Source organism: Microvirga massiliensis, from assembly GCF_001006805.1.
Taxonomy (GTDB): domain Bacteria; phylum Pseudomonadota; class Alphaproteobacteria; order Rhizobiales; family Beijerinckiaceae; genus Microvirga; species Microvirga massiliensis.
In genome coordinates, this window is the sequence record NZ_LN811353.1 from 206,218 (window position 1) to 222,762 (window position 16,545).

Annotated in this window: 19 protein-coding genes; 10 read left to right on the top strand and 9 right to left on the bottom strand. The window is 63.9% G+C overall.

All coding sequences use genetic code 11. The features are described from left to right. Positions 1–512 precede the first annotated feature (512 nt). Positions 513–1,151: a CatB-related O-acetyltransferase gene (locus tag BN1233_RS13565; protein ID WP_046864119.1), complete on the top strand. Its 639-nt coding sequence runs from the start codon at positions 513–515 to the stop codon at positions 1,149–1,151. 31 nt (positions 1,152–1,182) lie between these two features. On the opposite strand, the gene BN1233_RS13570 is transcribed toward BN1233_RS13565, so the two are convergent. The 3 genes from BN1233_RS13570 to BN1233_RS13580 are packed head-to-tail and all read right to left on the bottom strand — an operon-like array spanning position 1,183 to position 2,896. Then, complete coding sequence (locus tag BN1233_RS13570; protein WP_082145446.1) at positions 1,183–1,734, bottom strand: GNAT family N-acetyltransferase; 552 nt, start codon at positions 1,732–1,734, stop codon at positions 1,183–1,185. 1 nt (position 1,735) lies between these two features. Continuing rightward, positions 1,736–2,617: a bifunctional helix-turn-helix transcriptional regulator/GNAT family N-acetyltransferase gene (locus BN1233_RS13575; protein ID WP_046864120.1), complete on the bottom strand. Its 882-nt coding sequence runs from the start codon at positions 2,615–2,617 to the stop codon at positions 1,736–1,738. A gap of 9 nt (positions 2,618–2,626) precedes the next feature. Then, positions 2,627–2,896, bottom strand: coding sequence for a hypothetical protein (locus BN1233_RS13580; RefSeq protein WP_046864121.1), 270 nt, complete (start codon positions 2,894–2,896; stop codon positions 2,627–2,629). Between the two features lie 140 nt (positions 2,897–3,036). Here BN1233_RS13580 and BN1233_RS13585 point away from each other — a divergent pair, with 140 nt between their 5' ends. After that, positions 3,037–3,324: a hypothetical protein gene (locus tag BN1233_RS13585; protein WP_046864122.1), complete on the top strand. Its 288-nt coding sequence runs from the start codon at positions 3,037–3,039 to the stop codon at positions 3,322–3,324. 7 nt (positions 3,325–3,331) lie between these two features. On the opposite strand, the gene BN1233_RS13590 is transcribed toward BN1233_RS13585, so the two are convergent. After that, a complete protein-coding gene (locus BN1233_RS13590; protein WP_147707224.1) occupies positions 3,332–3,613 on the bottom strand; it encodes a hypothetical protein in 282 nt (93 codons plus the stop codon). A gap of 60 nt (positions 3,614–3,673) precedes the next feature. Continuing rightward, complete coding sequence (locus BN1233_RS13595; RefSeq protein WP_147707226.1) at positions 3,674–3,970, bottom strand: hypothetical protein; 297 nt, start codon at positions 3,968–3,970, stop codon at positions 3,674–3,676. Between the two features lie 315 nt (positions 3,971–4,285). On the opposite strand from BN1233_RS13595, the gene BN1233_RS13600 reads away from it, so the two are divergent. Then, entirely contained in the window at positions 4,286–4,798 is a 513-nt protein-coding gene (locus BN1233_RS13600; RefSeq protein WP_048709144.1) for a phasin family protein, read from the top strand. A 141-nt stretch (positions 4,799–4,939) separates the two neighbouring features. Here the strand turns inward: BN1233_RS13600 and BN1233_RS13605 are convergent, their stop codons facing one another. Further along, a complete protein-coding gene (locus tag BN1233_RS13605; protein ID WP_046864125.1) occupies positions 4,940–5,221 on the bottom strand; it encodes an SWIB/MDM2 domain-containing protein in 282 nt (93 codons plus the stop codon). 810 nt (positions 5,222–6,031) lie between these two features. Between BN1233_RS13605 and BN1233_RS13610 the strand changes: the two genes are divergently transcribed. The 5 genes from BN1233_RS13610 to BN1233_RS13630 all read left to right on the top strand — a co-directional run bounded on the left by BN1233_RS13610 (position 6,032) and on the right by BN1233_RS13630 (position 10,376). Then, complete coding sequence (locus tag BN1233_RS13610) at positions 6,032–6,358, top strand: c-type cytochrome (protein WP_046864126.1); 327 nt, start codon at positions 6,032–6,034, stop codon at positions 6,356–6,358. A 547-nt stretch (positions 6,359–6,905) separates the two neighbouring features. After that, positions 6,906–7,085 carry a hypothetical protein gene (locus BN1233_RS13615; RefSeq protein WP_046864127.1) on the top strand — a complete coding sequence of 60 codons (180 nt, stop codon included), beginning with the start codon at positions 6,906–6,908 and terminating at the stop codon, positions 7,083–7,085. 421 nt (positions 7,086–7,506) lie between these two features. Further along, positions 7,507–8,118, top strand: coding sequence for a Spy/CpxP family protein refolding chaperone (locus BN1233_RS13620; protein WP_046864128.1), 612 nt, complete (start codon positions 7,507–7,509; stop codon positions 8,116–8,118). A 156-nt stretch (positions 8,119–8,274) separates the two neighbouring features. Next, complete coding sequence (locus tag BN1233_RS13625) at positions 8,275–9,363, top strand: Acg family FMN-binding oxidoreductase (protein ID WP_048709146.1); 1,089 nt, start codon at positions 8,275–8,277, stop codon at positions 9,361–9,363. A 173-nt stretch (positions 9,364–9,536) separates the two neighbouring features. Next, the gene (locus BN1233_RS13630; protein ID WP_046864129.1) at positions 9,537–10,376 is read left to right on the top strand and encodes a universal stress protein; all 840 of its coding nucleotides are present in this window, start codon (positions 9,537–9,539) and stop codon (positions 10,374–10,376) included. 82 nt (positions 10,377–10,458) lie between these two features. Here the strand turns inward: BN1233_RS13630 and BN1233_RS13635 are convergent, their stop codons facing one another. Together BN1233_RS13635 and mgtA are read right to left on the bottom strand one after the other, a co-directional pair. After that, positions 10,459–11,460 carry a glucokinase gene (locus tag BN1233_RS13635; RefSeq protein ID WP_046864130.1) on the bottom strand — a complete coding sequence of 334 codons (1,002 nt, stop codon included), beginning with the start codon at positions 11,458–11,460 and terminating at the stop codon, positions 10,459–10,461. Between the two features lie 318 nt (positions 11,461–11,778). Next, on the bottom strand, positions 11,779–14,388 hold the full coding sequence (mgtA, locus tag BN1233_RS13640) for a magnesium-translocating P-type ATPase (RefSeq protein ID WP_244470898.1): 2,610 nt from the start codon (positions 14,386–14,388) through the stop codon (positions 11,779–11,781). A 177-nt stretch (positions 14,389–14,565) separates the two neighbouring features. Between mgtA and BN1233_RS13645 the strand changes: the two genes are divergently transcribed. Next, positions 14,566–14,796, top strand: a complete 231-nt coding sequence (locus tag BN1233_RS13645) for a hypothetical protein (protein WP_046864131.1) — start codon at positions 14,566–14,568, stop codon at positions 14,794–14,796. 119 nt (positions 14,797–14,915) lie between these two features. Here the strand turns inward: BN1233_RS13645 and BN1233_RS13650 are convergent, their stop codons facing one another. Continuing rightward, the gene (locus tag BN1233_RS13650; protein ID WP_046864132.1) at positions 14,916–15,242 is read right to left on the bottom strand and encodes a c-type cytochrome; all 327 of its coding nucleotides are present in this window, start codon (positions 15,240–15,242) and stop codon (positions 14,916–14,918) included. A gap of 202 nt (positions 15,243–15,444) precedes the next feature. Here BN1233_RS13650 and BN1233_RS13655 point away from each other — a divergent pair, with 202 nt between their 5' ends. Then, positions 15,445–16,536, top strand: coding sequence for an AI-2E family transporter (locus BN1233_RS13655; protein ID WP_046864133.1), 1,092 nt, complete (start codon positions 15,445–15,447; stop codon positions 16,534–16,536). The last annotated feature ends 9 nt before the right edge of the window (positions 16,537–16,545 follow it).

The following is a 16,545-nucleotide window of genomic DNA, read 5'->3' on the forward strand; positions in this document are numbered from 1 at the left end:
TACCATGTTTGAACTGTCATGGCGAGCCAAGAAGTAGTGATTATGTTTGCGCCTCGCTTCCTCCGTTTCGGAGGAGCGGCACCTCATTCACCCCTGGCGTGTCGCGAACGTTCTTTCGAGGTCCACCAGCCGAATCCCAAGGTTGAGAGCGTCGATGAGCCATCATCCGTGCAGGCTTGAACAAGACAAACAGGGATAAACAGGAAGGAGCAGGAGCCGCCTCGACCGACATAGGACAGCATGGCGAACCTGCTGCCGTAGTACGCGAACCCGGCGACCTGACGCATTCCCATCCTGGCATGCGCCCGCAGGGAGGGATCGTTGTCGTGCCGGCCGCCTCGATGGTCGTAACGGCTGGAGACCACCTCTGGGCCACTCCAAGCTCGATTTGGACCCCAGGCTTGGAAAGTCAGAATAACCTTGCCTGTCCGACATGGCGGGAACGATGCAGATTGGCTTTTCGTGACACGGCAATCATGGTTGCCGCCAACGCCATTTCCTGAGAGACCTCGATGCCCGTTGGCCCTGATCCTTGTGCTCGCTTTCCGATCCCCGATCAGCCCTCGATGGTGTTTCTGAAGAACGTCGTCACGAACCCGCAGATCGAGATTGGCGACTACACCTGTTACCACGACTTCGACGACCCGCTCGGATTCGAAAAAAATGTGCGCTACGCCTTTCCCTTCATCGGGGATCGGCTCGTCATTGGTCGCTTCTGCTCCATCGCCTCTGGTGCGACCTTCATCCTGAACGGGGGCAATCACCTCACCGACACGGTCTCCTCCTATCCCTTCGCGATCTTCGGTTCGGGCTGGGAGAATGCGATGCCCGAGCGCTGGCCGCACAGAGGCGATATCGTCATCGGCAATGACGTGTGGATCGGTTTCGAGGCGACGCTCATGCCGGGCGTTCAGGTTGGAGATGGCGCGGTGATTGCCGTCAAGAGCGTGGTCGCTTCGGATGTGCCGCCCTATGCGGTGGTCGGCGGCAATCCGGCGCGGGTGATCCGCTTCCGGCATTCGGAAGCCGACATCGCCCGTCTCCTTGAACTATGCTGGTGGAACTGGCCGGTCGAGACCATCACGAGACATGCGCGCGTGATCGCAACCGGAAGCGTCGATGACCTCGAACGGGCGCTGCTTGAGCCATGATTTTGCGAAGCGGACCTCTGCCTGACATGCTCTATGAGCGCGCCAAAACCCGGCGCATGAAGATCGTGCCGATCACGGGCGTGTCGTAATAGGACTCTATGGGCTCGAACCCGGATTTCCGGTAAAGCGCGACGGCCTCCGTCATGGAAGGCAGGGTATCCAGCCTCATCTCGCGGTAGCCGATCCGCTCGGCCTCTCGCACAATGGCTTCGACCAGCCTTTTCCCGATCCCGGAGCCTCGCCCATCCGGAGAAACATAGAGGCGTTTCATCTCGCAACAGCCATAGGGCTCGATGGGGCGGAGCCCAATGCACCCCACCGGAGTGCCGTTGGACGTTCGAGCCAACAGCAGTTCGCCGGCTGGCGGAGCATACTTGCCCGGCATGGTCGCCATTTCCGCCTCGAAGTTCTGATACGACAGATCAACGTCCAAAGAGGACGCATAGGCTCTGAACAGCATGACCACTGCCGCCAGATCTTCCGCTGTTCTGACCGGAGCAATGAAGGTGCAGGATTGTTCGTGCCCGCGCGTGTGAGGACCGCCCGCATGGGAGGATTGGGAGTGTTCTGCGCGCGCTGGCATCTCACAACCGCTTTTCGAACCAGTGATGGGCGTAGGGCTCGGTGTTGAAGGGCGCGACCTCCTGGTAGCCCTCCTGATGGTATAGAGCCTGAGCTTCGGTCAGGGCGCGGTTGGTTTCGAGATGCAGTTTCGTGAGACCGGCTTCACGCGCCCTCGCCTCGAGCGTGCGCAGCACCTTGCGCGCAATCCCGAGCCCGCGTGCGGAAGGCGCAGTCCACATCCGCTTGATCTCGCCCGTGATCCCATCGCCGACCTTGAGCGCCCCGCACCCTACTGGGCCGCCGTCGAGCCAAGCGACAACGAAGTAGCCTGCCGGGGGCGTCATCTCCTCGTCACGGGCCGAGATGCTCCTCGAAGGGTCGAACCCGACCTCGAAGCGCGCGGCCAGTTCCTGGAAGTACTGCTCCAGGCACGATCGCGCGGCCGCGCTGTCCGGCGCTTCGTAGCGCACCTCCACCGTCCCTGCGCGAAGCAGGCATTCGACCTCGGCCATGGCGTTTACCAAGCGGTCGCGCTGGGCCGGATCGAGGGGTTCCAGGAACGACATCGCGAGGTCGTCGGACAGCGCGTCATAGGTCGCGCGTTCGGCGCGTCCTTTGGGCGTCAGGACGACGCGCCGAACCCGGGCGTCGCCCCTCTGGCTGCGTGTCCGGACGAGACCCTGTGCTTCGAGCGAGCGCAGCAAGCGGCTGACGTAACCCGAGTCGAGCTTGAGCCGCTCGCGCAAGACCCGCACGTCGATGCCATCCGGTCCCACCTCGTGGAGCAATCGTGCCTCGCCCAATGGGCGACCGCGATGGAGGTAGCTGTCCTCCAGCGCGCCGACATGCTGGGTGACGATGCGGTTGAAGCGACGGACCTGCTGTATCTGGTGCTGATCCATTCTCTGACTTTAGTCAGATATCTGCGCGGCGCAAGCGGTCAGTCGTGCCGCCATATACGTCACGCTGATGATGACCTGCGAGCGGACTGTCTGTGCCTGAGCGGCTCGCTTCAGTCGGAGATATCCCTGCCGAGACTGTTCGATCCAGCGGCCTTGGCGAAACACCAGCGCCGCTCCGGAGATCCGGCTAAGTTCCACGCCATGTGCGAGGTCGATCACGCGGGTGCGACCTTCGGCGCCAACGAGGCCGTTCCCGGCACGCGTGAGCCCGCAGCGCACCCCACGATCTCGACAGGTGAAGAGGGATCGGCGCGAGCCGCAATGGCCACTGAGGAGATGCCGTTCAGGAGCGGTTCAAGCCGCGCGTGCGATCCTCGCCTCATCATGGGGGCATGGATTCAGTTGCGAAGGAGACGCCGATGGTGGTGAAGGTCGCAGCGCGGATGAAAGCCTTGTTACCAGCTGGCCTTGCGGCGCTCATGCTCGGCGGGGCCGCACTGATCACAGCGACCCCTGCTCAGGCGCAGTGGGGCTATGGCCCACCGCACTATCGGCCCTACTATGGTCGGCCCTATGGCCCTCCCGGGCCGTACTACGGTCGGCGCTACTACGGCCCGCCCTATGGGCCGCGCTGCCGTGTCGTGGTCACCCGGCGCATCAATCGCTGGGGTGAGCCCGTCATTGTCAGGCGGCGGATCTGTCCGTGACGACAGATTAGGCTGCCTGGGTGCGTTTGGTGATGTGCGCCCGATAGGCCGCCGCCGACTTCATCGTGATCGTTCCAGCTTCGGTGAGCTTCTCGATCTCCGTTTTGGCGCGCCTGGCGGCCTGTGGCGTGTAGGAGGGCTTCAATGCGACCCGAACCCGGCTGGCAATGTGCCTGCGGTGCGCCCCTGCCTGCCGTGGAGTCAGGGTCTTCCTGGCGACGAGCTGATCCAGTTGATCGTACGCCCGCTTGGCTTCCGCAGGGGTGTAGGTGCTTTTCTTCTCAAACATGAAAGTATCCTTCTGAAATTTCTTCTGCAGGTAAGCGCAGCAGTCGAGCATTTCCAGGGTCTACCTCGAAGCTGAGGCGCGTTCCTTCAGTTCCTGCTCCAGTTTTTCCGTTTCCATGTGGTTGATGGCTTCATGCCACCGGGACCAGTCGCGCAGGCCGTCGATCCATTCGCGAAGCTGAACGCTCGTCTCCTGCAGTCCAAGCTCTTTTGCCCGGATCTGAACCTCGGGGAAGGATACTCGGTGGTCCGTACCAGCCCAGTCCAACGATGCGCCGCCCCGTCGCACAGCGAGCGTTCGGCGGAGAAACTCGAACTCGATCCAGGCAACAAATCGAACTTGGTTCGGGGTCATCATGCCATTTCCCTTGATCTCGTCGATGTCGATCGGTCTTCCTCCTCGCTGTCCTCGTCTCACGAGCCATTAGCTCGGGCGACTTTCCCATCCTCTTGTGCGCCCTTGTGGCGCTCCCTCTTACAGTCTCGGGCGAGCCGCCACGCTGAAACTGAATCCTGACCGATACGTTGGTCCGCTGCCTCCAGGCGCACAGGCGAGCAAGCACCAAACAAGGATCGCACGCACTGGCGGGCTTTAACACCGAGTCGGATGATCGCGTGAGCGGCAGCAGCTTTGCTGTTCAGGACTGGGGGATACCTTCAGGAGGAACGAGCAATGGCAGATACTCGGAACAACGCGAGCGAGGCGATCGATCAGTCTACTGAGGCCGGACGTGACATGGTGGAGGCAGCGGCGGGTGTGGCGCGTGAGGCTGCCGTGATGGGGCTCGAGGGGGTACGGCGTGTGACGGATCGCTTCACATGGGCCTTTGGCTTTGCCGGAGAGGACAGCGAAGCCGTGGCTCGTCAGGCGAGCGAGAACCTTGGAGTCCTTGCGGAAACCGGCACCGTGCTGGGGCGCGGCATGCAGGACGTATCACGGGAGTGGCTGACCCTATCGCAGCACGGGTTCCAGAAGAACATCGAAGGGCTGACGGAACTGGTCCGCTGCCGGTCGATCCAGGACCTCTTTGCCGTGCAAAGCGAACTGATGCGCAACAACTGGCGGTACATGATCGACGTCAGCCGTCAAATCGCCGAACACTCGATCGAGATCGCCAACGAAGCGACACAGAAGATCGGCAGTGAGCCGAAACGGATCGGTGGCCGCACTCGCAAAGCGGCCTGACGGCTTACGCCTGCGATCAGATTCATAAGTCGAGAGCGCCCATCGCGGGCGCTCTTTCGCTGTCGTGAGAGATCGCGAGCGTTTCTCTGCTCCGCAGGGTTGGCTCAAGAAGCCCTGATCCTCGATCAGATCGAGATCGAGCTACGAGAGATGTTGGGCGAGGTGCTTGTTCATCTCGAACATGGTGACCTTCTTCTGCCCGAAGATCGGCTCGAGCTTGTCGTCGGCGAGGATCTCGCGCTTGTTCTCCGGGTTCTGGAGATTGTTCTTCTTGATGTAGTCCCACATTCGGCTGACCACGTCCGGGCGTGACAAGGGGTCGGAGCCCACAACGGCAGCCAGCTCCTTGGACGGCTGGAGGGGCTTCATGAGGGCCGGATTGACTTTCTTGCTCGAAGCCTTGGCCGTCTTCGCATTCGCCATTGATGTCTCCTGAAATAGACCGTTGGTCGGGCGACATTCCGCTGGGGAAGCGGGCCCTGGTCCGGCCAACCTGCGCGACTGTGGTTACCAATTCGTTTCCGGCAGCGCGCTGCGCAGTGCAGGTTCAGGCATTCTCTTTCCTTGTGGCCGCGCATGGCACGGCACCTGCTTGCTCCCGAATGGCGAAAATCAGGGTCTGCCGGCCCCCGAAGTCCGGTGAGGCGGGCCATGCTCTCCACTAGGCGCGGGTCACTTGACGTCCGGAGGGCCGCGGTCGACGCTCTCGAGGCAGATGCGTTGCGTATAGCTGCCGATGTCCATGAGACAGTCTTGGCGACACTGGGCAGAACAATTCCCGATCGGCTCCGGGAGCTCTTGGCCGATTCACCATCCAGCGATTGTCCGATGGCGAGCGGAATCCGGACTGCCTCCGTGCGGTTGCGCTGGAACATGGAAGGTGGCTCATCCGGCAGGATGCGCGAACGGGCGCAGCCGAGCGCGAGCCGAAAAGACCCTGCCCGGCAAAAGGGGCAGGTCGGACAGGCCAAGTTGCCAGGAGCACACGTTACCCATTCAGCCGACGGAACGGCGCTACCCTCTCGCCCGTCATGCAGGTTGGTTCATGAGGGCTCGCTGCTCTAACCTTTGTTTTTCCAAGTCGACAACCGAGAGGGGCCTCGGCTTCGCCCCGAGACGTCGCAAGGCATCGCAGGAGCCGTCACGCACTTCTTGGACTCCTGCCTTGGTGATCCATATGGAATTCCGGGTGGCGCTGCGGCCACGCGATGATTCGGGTTGGAGAGGGACGAGATGAGAGTTCGGGATGTCTGTTTCGTTGGGTCCGCTCTCATCGTGGCCTGCATCCTCCTCGTCCCGGGGCAGGCAAATGCGGCCGGCGATGCCCGGAGCGGCCGACAGATTGCGCAACGCTGGTGCGCCTCGTGCCATCTGGTTGCGCCCGGGCAGGCCACCGGCTCGCCGGATGTGCCCAGTTTTCAGGCCATTGCCCGAAGCGAAGATCTGACGGAGGCGCTCCTCACGGCGTTTCTCTCCAGTTCCCACCCGCGGATGCCCGACATGTCTCTCTCGCGGCGCGAGATTGCTGATCTGGTCGCGTATATTCGCAGCCAGCGGTGACCTGAGGTGGTGCCCATTTCCGTCCTTGCGAGTTGCAGACGGCGCGATCCATTCTGAGGCGACGGCCTGAATTGCTGTACTTCGTTCGCAATGACGGTGAGGGCATGAGAGAGGGAAGAGCACCGCCGGAACCGGAGTGATGCCGGCCTCACTTCATCATGGCGAGCCGCAGGCGAAGCAATCCAGGAATCGGCACCGTCGTCTGAATAGCCCCACTCGCAACAACTGAAGAAGATTGTAGTCTCGATCAACGCGCCGTCTGCCCGCGGGCTTATCCTTCGCGGAGTAGTCGGATGCGGAGAATGGCGAAGCTGTCAGTATAAGACCGGACCGACGTCGAGGTGTTACGCCGGGATAGCGGCCTTGCACCACCGACGTGTTGGCCTTCGTGTAGATGAGCCGGCGTTGAACCGAGCGGTGGAATGCGATGCGCCTCGGCGCCAGCTTACGATGATCCCTGCATGTGCCGGTGGGTGCAGGGGCTCGGACCAGGACGATCTCGAGACATCGCCTGTGATCAACTGGCTCTCTTCGTCGAGCGGACCAGGTGCCGCTCGAATATTTTGAGCGCGGCGTTCTGACCGGCTTCCTGAATGAGGTCCAGGATCTCATGCTTGGTGAGCCGGAGTGCGGAGAATGCGGCGATGGAATTCTCGATCGCAGGATGTTCGTACTGCTCCAGGAGCGCTCGCCCGGCGGCATGGAACTGCTCCTGAAGCGATGCTAGTGAAATTTCCGTGCCTTCCGACCCCTTCCTCCTGCCGGCCGCAGGCGTGCCGCCCCCGTGCGCTCGTGGTTCAGAACGGATATGTCTCATGAGTCCCTGTGCGCTCTGACGCAGATGAAAGCAAAAGGATCATGCAGCAGCATTGCTCCTGCCGATGACAGCGCCAATTGCTCTGGTTTCCATACCACTGATGCAATATGCGAGGCGATAGCCGCAAGGACATTGACCTGCCTCAAACGAGCGATCTCGAAAGGGCAGGCACCACGACGGGCTCGATGATCGATCCGCCCTTCATCAGCCAAACTCGGATGCGACGCTGTGAGGCGCGATGGCCTGCAAGAACTTGATCCAAGGCAATGACGATCGAGATCGATAGAGAATACAAGGCCAGGTGTTCCGATATCGCAACGAGGAGGAAACCATGCGTCGGTTGATCATCGGATCCATTCTGGGGAGCGCTCTCCTGGCCGCCGGGGCGACCGGGGTGGCGAGCCAGGACATGATGCGCGGTGAGCGGATGCGCGGACCCATGATGGGTCGGTCCGACACGGGGATGATGGGCGGCCGGTGGGTCGAGGACGCCCAGGCGTTCATGGACGCGCGCATCGCCGCTCTTCATGCGGGGCTGAAGCTCTCGGCGGATCAGGAGAAGCTGTGGCCGCCGGTCGAGGAAGCGATCCGGAATGCGGCCCGGCTGCACGTCTCCCACATGCAGGCGATGCGCGATCGTGCCGACGATCCGATCGAGAGGCTCCGCAACGCAGCCGACCGGATGGCGCAAGGCTCGGACGCGATGCGCAAGCTCGCCGATGCGGCCGCTCCCCTCTATGCGACGCTCGACGATGCCCAGAAGCGGCGGCTGCGAATCCTCGTGAGAGACATGGGGCCGCGTGGCATGATGGGCCGTGGCTGGCGAGGGATGATGGGCGGGCGGTTCGACTCGGATAGCCAGGACGAGCATCGCAGCATGATGGGGCAGGGCAGCGGCCGAGGCATGGGCGGCTGGTTCGACCCGGATGACGACGGCCAATAGGCGCAACGGCGTCCTGATGCTCCTGGCGGATCGGATTCGTTGAGAATCGAGCGCTTGCTCGAACTTCGCATGAGGAAGCTGCAAAAGGTCGATCGTTCGGGTCTTCCGTGAGGTTCAGCTCGGCCCTCTCGATTCGTACGTGAAGAGGAGCGCACCATGTCTGCTCTCGATGCTCTGCTTCTTGGCGATCCGTGGCAGATCAGTGCAGCCGCTTACCCGGAAGCGGGCAGCGCCGAGGAGAAGCTCGCCTTTCTGCTCAACTATGCGGTTCTGGCGCCCTCCGTCCTGAACACGCAGCCCTGGAAATTCGTGGTGAGAGACGGTGCCGTCGAACTCCACGCCGATCGCGGGCGAAGGCTGCCCATCGTCGATCCGGACGGGCGTGAGCTTCTGCTCAGCTGCGGGGCCGCGCTCTTCAATCTGTGCACCGCGATGCGAAGCTTCGGACATCGTGCGGATGTGAGAATTCGTCCGAATGAAAAGGATGCCGATCTCCTCGCAGTGGTGACACTCGAACCGGCAAAAACGCCGTCGGATCTCGATCGGAACCTCCGAGATGCCATTCCGAAGCGGCGCACGGTCCGGCGCCCCTTCGCCGAGCGTCCTTTGCCCGAAGAGCTCCTGGACGAGCTGTCCGAGGCCGCGGCCCGTGAAGGGGCCGACCTATCGCGGGCCGGGGATGCGCACAGCAAGAGCCAGGTTGCCGAGCTGGTAGCCGAGGCGGAGCGCCTTCATCTGGCCGATGGGGCCTATCGCAACGAGCTGTCGGCCTGGATCCAGCAGCGAATCGGCGAAGCACGCGGGCATGATAATGAGGCCGCGGTGCGGCTCGGGCTGGGAGGATCCACACCGGATCCGCGCGCGACGGCGGAGGACCTGTTCGTGCCGCTCGCAGCCTCGGTCGCGCGGACGTTCACGAGCGCCGAGGCGGCAGCGGCCCACCAGCAGGCTCGCACCGCAGGCGCACCGGCCGTGGTCTTGCTGACGGCCCCTCAGGACAGCCCGAGAGACTGGCTCGCGGCAGGGCAGGCGCTCCAGCGCGTGCTCCTCACGGCGACGCGGGCCGGCGTCTCCTCCTCCTATCTGAACCCGCCGGTCGAAATCCCCAGCCTGCGGAGGCGCGTCGCCGTAGCGTTCGGGCGCCATGACGTGCCTCAGGTGCTCCTGCGGCTGGGCTACGGCCCTGACGTCCCACCCGCATCACGGCGCCCCGTGACGGAGGTCGTCACATTCGCATCTTCCTGATGAAGCGTGACGGACAGATGGCCGAGGCTGCTGGTGCATTTGCGCGCTCGATCGCGCCATCCTTCGCGATCATTGACTTGCCGCAATCCTGGCGGGAGCTGACGAGGTAAAGTAAATTCCACTCGGCTACCTCAGGTGAAGCGCTAGAGCTTCTGGCGGCACGGGAGGGGTTGATGAGCTATGGGTCGCTTCTGGTTCATGTCGAGAATGGCAGCACCTCGTCCGACGCGCGTCTCGCTCTCGCGGTTGCTCTGGCCGATCGCTTCGATGCGGCGCTGATCGGCGTCGCGGCCGAGGCCGTGCGCCCACCACCGGTGGACGGCATGGGCGGCGCCCTCCTGGTGGGCGACATCATGGTCGCCGAGGACGAGCAGATCCAGGCCGACCTCGAGGCGGCCGAGCAGAGGTTCCGCGCCCATCCGGGGGTACAGGATCTCGAGACCGACTGGCGCGCGGCCGTGGGCCGGCCCGTCGAGGTGCTGGCCCGCGAAGCCCGGGCGGCGGATCTCCTCGTCATCGGACGCGATCTCGAGCGGCTGCGCGCCGGCAGCTACCGCGCGCTCGATCCGGGCGAGATGGTGATGGCCGCCGGCCGGCCCGTGCTCGTCGTGCCCTCCGGCGCGCAACGGCTCTCCGCCGACCACGTTCTGGTGGGCTGGAAGGATGCCCGCGAGGCCCGGCGCGCGCTCTGGGACGCTTCTCCGTTCCTGCGTGCCGCCGAGGAGGTTCATGTTGTCGAGGTTGCGGCCGAGGCGGCGCTCGACGACGCCACGGATCGCGTCCGGGATGTGGTGCGTCACCTCGAGCGTCATGCCGTCAAGGCGCGCGGGGAGGTGCGCACGCAGCGCGAAGCCTCGGCGGCCGGCGAGCTTCTCCTCGTGGCCGAGCAGCACGGGGCCGATCTCATCGTGGCGGGCGCCTATGGCCACACGCGGCTGCGGGAATGGGTGTTCGGCGGCGTCACCCGCGATCTCCTGCGGAACTCCCCGAAATGCTGCCTCCTGGCCCATTGACGGGGCGCGTGTGTTTGGTCTGGCATCGGTGCATTCCCGCCGCGCACTTTGCGGGAAGCCACTGTGGCATGATCACCGAATGCTAAGTTGACGATCGGCTCCAGCGCGCTTCCTGCCGGATGAACCGGTGTGGATGGGTCGCAACGGCGGCAAGGCCTTCGAGAGCGGGCTCGGCGTGGGTGATCAGAATGGTCGGCGTCCGCTCCATGACGGTCTCGAAGGGAAACTTTCGCTCGAACTCGGTTCGGAACGCCCCCGCATCGAGTAGCCCGCCGATCCTCTGCGCAATGCCGCCGGTGATGAAGACCCCGCCGGCTGCGCCAAACACCAGGGCTAGGTCACCCGCGAAGCGGCCGAGCAGGCCGGCGAAGAGGTCCAGCGTATCGGCCGCCAATTCGTTGCCCCCGTCGCGACCAGCCGTCACGACGTCAGCAGGGCTTGCAAGCTTCGGATGCAGGCTGCGTGATCGGGCCAGAGCCCGGTAGAGCCGAACGAGACCGCTTCCGCACAGCAACGTTTCTGCACTTACCCGGCCTCCCGGATGCTCAACCAGAGGCCACAGCTTCATCTCGCCTTCGTGCCGCGCCCCGAAATCCATGTGGCCGGCCTCGGTCGCGTGGAGCACGCATTGCAACCCGTAGGGGACGAGCGCTGCGGCCCCGAGGCCCGTCCCGGGACCAAGCACGACCTGCGGTCCTGCGCAGGCGGGAGCGGGACCAATCCGCATCAGGTCCGTGGCCGGATCGAGGACTGTCAGGCCTGCCGCGGTTCCGACGTAGTCGTTCAGGAGAATCACGTGCTCGAGGCCGAGGTCCCGGCCGATCTGCCCGGCATCGAGCGTCCAGGCCGCGTTCGTCAGGTGCACGACCGGCCCGGAGATGCGCCCGGCCAGGGCCAGCAAGGCCGAGACCGGCCGCGCCCCGGAGTGGTGCTGCAGGGCCGCGAGGATGGCTGAGGTCGGATCGGCATGGGCTGTGGTCAAGCCCTTGGCGAGGAGCTGGACAGGTGCTCCCGGCTCAAGCAGGACCGCGAAGCGCGCAAAGGTGCCGCCAATGTCGCCAAGCAAGGCGGGAAACTCGATCATCGGGTCGGGACACCTCTCGCGTTCGTGCCGTTCTGGGCTTCGAGATTGGCTGAAACTGATCCTGGTCGACATCAGATCCGCGAAAGCTGCCTTTTCGGTGGCGCTCCTTCAGGAAGGAGGCTCGGGATGCCAGCACGAGCGACGTGATCGTCAGGCCGAAGCCGTCGACACGTCATCGATCGGCAGCGCCGCTCTCAGCAGCCAATAGCATCGATCCGCGGCGGCTCTGCCGATCCGGCACCCGATTCCCCCGTCGGCTTTCGTCGCTTCGCTCCCGGCCTGCGAAACCCGTGTCTTACAAGGGGAGCAGCGACGCGATCACGGCGAGAGAGTCCGTTGCTCTGCGGCATAGCGCTTCACGAACTCCGCGGAGACCAGATAAGCGACCACGAGACCCAGCACGCCCATGCTCACGCCGAATGTCAGCGGAACGAACCCGAGAACGTCACCGAGAGGCGTCAAGGCCAGGATGAGCGCGGCGCCGAGGGCTGCGAGCGAGGTAAAAGCGAGCACTGGATGGGCACGGCTCATCCAAGCGGGTCCTGCCGTTCGGATGACGAAAATCACCAGAATCTGCGTTGCCATGGACTCGACGAACCAAGCCGTACGGAACGCTTCCACTCCGACATCGAACCACAGGCGCAGGAGCGCGAAGGTTGCGAGATCGAATATCGTGGACAGCGAACCCATGACGAGAGTGAAACGCAGCACCTCGCGCATGTCCCACGCATGAGGCGCGACGATTTCCTCGGGATCGACCGCGTCGAACGGAATCCCCGTCTCGGAGAGATCATAGATCAGGTTGTTCGCCAGAACCTGCACCGGGGTCAGCGGCAGAAAGGGCAGGAACAACGAGGCCGCCGCCATGGACAGCATGTTGCCGAAATTCGAGCTCGTCCCCATGCGGACGTATTTGATGATGTTCGCGTAGGTGCGCCGACCCTCCTCCATGCCGTGATGCAGGACACCGAGGTCGTGCTCGAGGAGAATCATGTCCGCAGCCTCGCGCGCGACGTCGGTGGCCCCGTCCACCGAGAGCCCGACATCGGCGGCACGGATCGCCGGTGCGTCATTGATGCCGTCTCCCAGAAATCCCACGATATGCCCGCGGGCCTGCAAGGCCCGTACGATCCGGGCCTTCTGGTCCGGCGATACGCGTGCGAACAGGTCGACCCCGTCCACCCGTGCCGCGAGCGCGGGATCGGTGAGCGCATTGATTTGCGCGCCAGTGAGGACTCCCGTGGCGGGAAGCCGGAGAACCTCGATCAGGTGGCGTACGGCAGGCTCCGAATCTCCCGATATGATCTTGACCCGAACTCCGGCGCCGCCGAGCCGCGCGACGGCATCCGCCGCAGAAGGTTTGGGTGGATCCAGGAACACGCAATAGCCGGCAAAGACGAGATCGCCCTCGTCGGCGGGATCGAGTGTCCCGCGGTCCGGCGGAATCTGCTTCCAAGCAACGCCAAGCAGCCGGAAACCGCCCGCCGTGCGCGTCGCATGCAAGGCTTCGAGGCTTTCCCGGAGCGCCGGATCGAGCGGCCGGACGGAGCCGCCATCCATCTCGGCCTCGGTACACCGGGCGAGAATCTCCTCGGGCGCGCCTTTCACGATCGCCAGCCGTTCGCTGTCCCGCTCCGCCAGAACCGAGACGCGGCGACGCTCGAAATCGAACGGCACCTCGTCGAGCTTGATCCAGCCCGGGAGCGGATGGTCTGCCGTGTGGGCCAGGATGGCATCGTCGAGGGGGCTGCGGACGCCGGTTTCGAAGCGACTGTTCACCGCGGCCAACTCGATCACGCGTTCGCAGTCGGCGCCGTCCGGGCCGGGATGGGCGACGAGGGTGATGCGGGCCTCCGTCAGCGTTCCCGTCTTGTCCGTGCACAGGACATCCATGGCGCCAAGGTCATGAATGGCCGACAGCTTCTTCACGATGACCTTGCGGTCCGCCATGCGGATCGCGCCGCGCGAGAGGGTCACCGTCATGACCATGGGCAGGAGTTCCGGGGTGAGCCCGACGGCGAGCGCCTGGGCGAACAGGAACGACACCAGCGCTGGCCGCCCGAACACGAGCTGGGTCAGGAGCACGAAAAGGACGAGGAAACCGGTGAGCCGCAGAATGAGGATTCCGAAGCGATGGATGCCACGCTCGAACGCACTCGGCGGTTCGTTGGATTGAAGAGCTGCCGCAATGCCGCCGAAACGCGTCGCCGCGCCCGTGGCGACGACCAGCATCGTGGCTTCGCCGCTCACGATCGAGGTGCCGCCGAACAGGGCATTGAACGCATCGGCTGCGGTCTCGGTCGCGCAGGGTCCGGGCCGTTTCTCCACGGCATAGGGCTCACCGGTCAGCAGGGCTTCGTTCGCATGGGCGGACCGGCTCGCCAGCACCACGCCATCGGCCGGCACGAGATCGCCCGCCTTGAGTTCGACAACGTCACCCGGAACGAGCGCTTCCACGGGAAGCGACACCGCCTTCCCGTCCCGATGTACGTCTGCTCTGACGGCCACGGAGCGCCTGAGGGCGTCGGCGGCCGTCTCGGCGCGATGCTCCTGAAACACGTCGAGGGTGATCGACAGGGCGACGATGATCAGGATGATGAAGAAGCTCGGCCAGTCACCGGTCAGGCCCGACACGACGGCGGCCACGAGGAGAATGGCGACCAAGGGCTCGACGAGGCGCCGGCCAACCCGCGCGAGCACGTGACGATGCCGCGTCGTCGTGGTCAGATTGGGCCCGTAGCGCTGCAGGCGCGAGCCGGCCTCCTCGGAATTCAGACCGTCTTCGCGCGCATCGAGCCGTAGGAGCAGATCCCCGTTGGGCAGTGTCCAGAAGTCGCTTTCGGCGACCACTGCCTTCGTGCGGGCCGGCAGACCAGGCCCACTGATGAGGCGGTCGGCAAAAGAAAACGGCATGTCTTGGCGGGCCATGAGGGCGGAAAGTCCAAGGTCTCGGAGACGTGAAGCCGAACTCCGCGTGAATGATCATTCGGATCCAAGAGCCGTGGGGCGTCCTTGATTTTGCGCAAAGCCCTAGTGGTGAAAACATCGGAAAGTGCAATTTATGCCCGTGGTGCAGTTTAAGCCCTGTTCCCTCGAGAGGATGACATGCTCCGGCCCATGACCCTGCCAGAACTGGAGTCCAAACTCGATCGCCTTTCCCCGGGCGATCGGTGGGAGATCAACCAAGCCGATTACCTCCGCGTTTTCGGCGCCAACGACGTGGCGCGCGCCCGGCTCGAGAACTTCGCACGGGGGCATCGCTGTGGGATCGCCGTCACGCAGTCCGGCATAGAATTTCGCAAGCTGCACGCCGACCAGGTGGTCCCGATCAGATAAGCTGTGAAATTCCCGGCCTATGCGGGATGCAAGTTCGGTCGCACGTCGGTTCACGGCTGAGGAAGTCGTCCCGCGAAGCCTGCATGGCGGTCCTGAAGGGACTTCCAGCGTTAGCCCGATCAAGGACTCTCGCGCAGGCTCGTGATGTAGGCAGTCACGTCCCGAAGCTCGTCGGGCGACAGCATGAGGTTCGGCATGGTCGTATGCGAGGTCTGCAAGGCTACTGTCAAGGCGAGCGCTGTCATCCCGGGTACGTGCGCCAATTGCTCGAAGCTCGGAGCATTCGGATCGGGCGAGTTCGTCTGCCCGTTCGTCACGGCATGACATGCCGCACAGACCCTGCGCGCCAGAGCCTGCCCGGAGCGAACGTCGCCGGCTTCCTGCGCGCGCAGCTGACTCGTCAGGATCAGCCCGAGAAGGACGAGCAGGCCTGCGCTTCGGCTCATGGGAGATCCCTCCATCGTGACCCTGGTCTGGAGCGGCCGCTTCAAAACGGGCTCGCCCCTGCCAATGATAGCCTAGCCGATCCAGGACCCGCCGTCCTGCTTTGCAAGACGTGCCAAAGCATTCGCGAGCCCATGTCCGCAGCTTGGCAGCAACGCAAGGGTGGGTGAGAAGTTGGAGGCATTGGGGCCAAGAGGACAAGGCATGGATGAGCCCGTCTCATACCGCACCCGGCCACGTCACGTCGCGCGGATCGTCTTTGCCGGAGGGCTCGCCCTTGTCGCATTGTGGATGACGTTCGGCATTCTGGTCGTGCTGGCATGGGCCATGGTTTTGGCCGTCAGTACATGGCCGTTGTATCGCCGCTTTCGCGATCTGTTCGGGGAGCAATACGGCACGCTCGCATCGTTCCTATTCACTCTTCTCGCCGGGGCGGTTCTCTTCAGCGTGATGTATCTCGCCCTCGTCGAGGTGAGCCGGGATGGGTCTGTCGTCCTGCAATGGATCCAGCAGGCTCAGCAGAGTGGCGTTCCGGTTCCGGGCTGGGTCGTTCGCTTGCCGGTCCTTGGCTCGTACGCCGACGCATGGTGGCGGCTTCACCTGAGCAACCCGCGCGGAGTTGCCGATCTCTTCAGGGGTCTCGACCAGGAGAGCATTGCCGCTTGGACGAGTTCGGTCGGAGGGCAGGTTCTCCACCGGTTCTTTCTCATGATTCTGACGCTGATCGCGCTCTTTTTCCTTCTGCGCGACGGCGAATGGGTTGGAGAGCGGTTACTGGTCCTGGCAAACGGCTGGCTCGGAGATCCCGGTGAACGTCTTGCCGAGAAGATCGTCGAAGCCGTACGAGGAACTTTCAACGGAACGATCGTGGTTGCTTTCGGAGAAGGTCTCCTGATCGGCGCTGCCTATGTGATCACCGGAGTCCCGCATGCGGTTCTCTTCGGGTTTCTGACCATCCTGTTCGCTCTGGTGCCCTTCGGCGCCTGGATTGCGTTCAGCGCTGCCTCGCTCACCTTGCTGGCCACAACGGGCAGCGTCGTGGTCCCCGCCTGCCTCTTTGCGTTCGGTTCCTCCGTGATGCTGATCGGAGATAACCTCGTACAACCCGCCATCATCGGCGGGGCCGCCCGTCTGCCATTCTTCTGGGCGCTGCTCGGGATCATCGGTGGGCTGGAGAGCCTGGGGCTCGTCGGCCTCTTCATCGGCCCGGTGATCATGGCGGCGCTCCTCACGGTGTGGCGTGAATGGGGAGATGTTTCGCCCAAGAGACGGGAGAGTACAGGCGAGGGGCGATGATCATGCGCA

Excerpts from the sequence above, each read along its gene's own strand:
- BN1233_RS13565 (WP_046864119.1), top strand. The coding sequence starts at position 513 with ATGCCCGTTGGCCCTGATCCTTGTGCTCGCTTTCCGATCCCCGATCAG.
- BN1233_RS13570 (WP_082145446.1), bottom strand. The coding sequence starts at position 1,734 with ATGCCAGCGCGCGCAGAACACTCCCAATCCTCCCATGCGGGCGGTCCT.
- BN1233_RS13575 (WP_046864120.1), bottom strand. The coding sequence starts at position 2,617 with ATGGATCAGCACCAGATACAGCAGGTCCGTCGCTTCAACCGCATCGTC.
- BN1233_RS13585 (WP_046864122.1), top strand. The coding sequence starts at position 3,037 with ATGGTGGTGAAGGTCGCAGCGCGGATGAAAGCCTTGTTACCAGCTGGC.
- BN1233_RS13590 (WP_147707224.1), bottom strand. The coding sequence starts at position 3,613 with ATGTTTGAGAAGAAAAGCACCTACACCCCTGCGGAAGCCAAGCGGGCG.
- BN1233_RS13595 (WP_147707226.1), bottom strand. The coding sequence starts at position 3,970 with ATGATGACCCCGAACCAAGTTCGATTTGTTGCCTGGATCGAGTTCGAG.
- BN1233_RS13600 (WP_048709144.1), top strand. The coding sequence starts at position 4,286 with ATGGCAGATACTCGGAACAACGCGAGCGAGGCGATCGATCAGTCTACT.
- BN1233_RS13605 (WP_046864125.1), bottom strand. The coding sequence starts at position 5,221 with ATGGCGAATGCGAAGACGGCCAAGGCTTCGAGCAAGAAAGTCAATCCG.
- BN1233_RS13610 (WP_046864126.1), top strand. The coding sequence starts at position 6,032 with ATGAGAGTTCGGGATGTCTGTTTCGTTGGGTCCGCTCTCATCGTGGCC.
- BN1233_RS13620 (WP_046864128.1), top strand. The coding sequence starts at position 7,507 with ATGCGTCGGTTGATCATCGGATCCATTCTGGGGAGCGCTCTCCTGGCC.
- BN1233_RS13625 (WP_048709146.1), top strand. The coding sequence starts at position 8,275 with ATGTCTGCTCTCGATGCTCTGCTTCTTGGCGATCCGTGGCAGATCAGT.
- BN1233_RS13630 (WP_046864129.1), top strand. The coding sequence starts at position 9,537 with ATGAGCTATGGGTCGCTTCTGGTTCATGTCGAGAATGGCAGCACCTCG.
- BN1233_RS13635 (WP_046864130.1), bottom strand. The coding sequence starts at position 11,460 with ATGATCGAGTTTCCCGCCTTGCTTGGCGACATTGGCGGCACCTTTGCG.
- mgtA (WP_244470898.1), bottom strand. The coding sequence starts at position 14,388 with ATGGCCCGCCAAGACATGCCGTTTTCTTTTGCCGACCGCCTCATCAGT.
- BN1233_RS13645 (WP_046864131.1), top strand. The coding sequence starts at position 14,566 with ATGCTCCGGCCCATGACCCTGCCAGAACTGGAGTCCAAACTCGATCGC.
- BN1233_RS13650 (WP_046864132.1), bottom strand. The coding sequence starts at position 15,242 with ATGAGCCGAAGCGCAGGCCTGCTCGTCCTTCTCGGGCTGATCCTGACG.
- BN1233_RS13655 (WP_046864133.1), top strand. The coding sequence starts at position 15,445 with ATGGATGAGCCCGTCTCATACCGCACCCGGCCACGTCACGTCGCGCGG.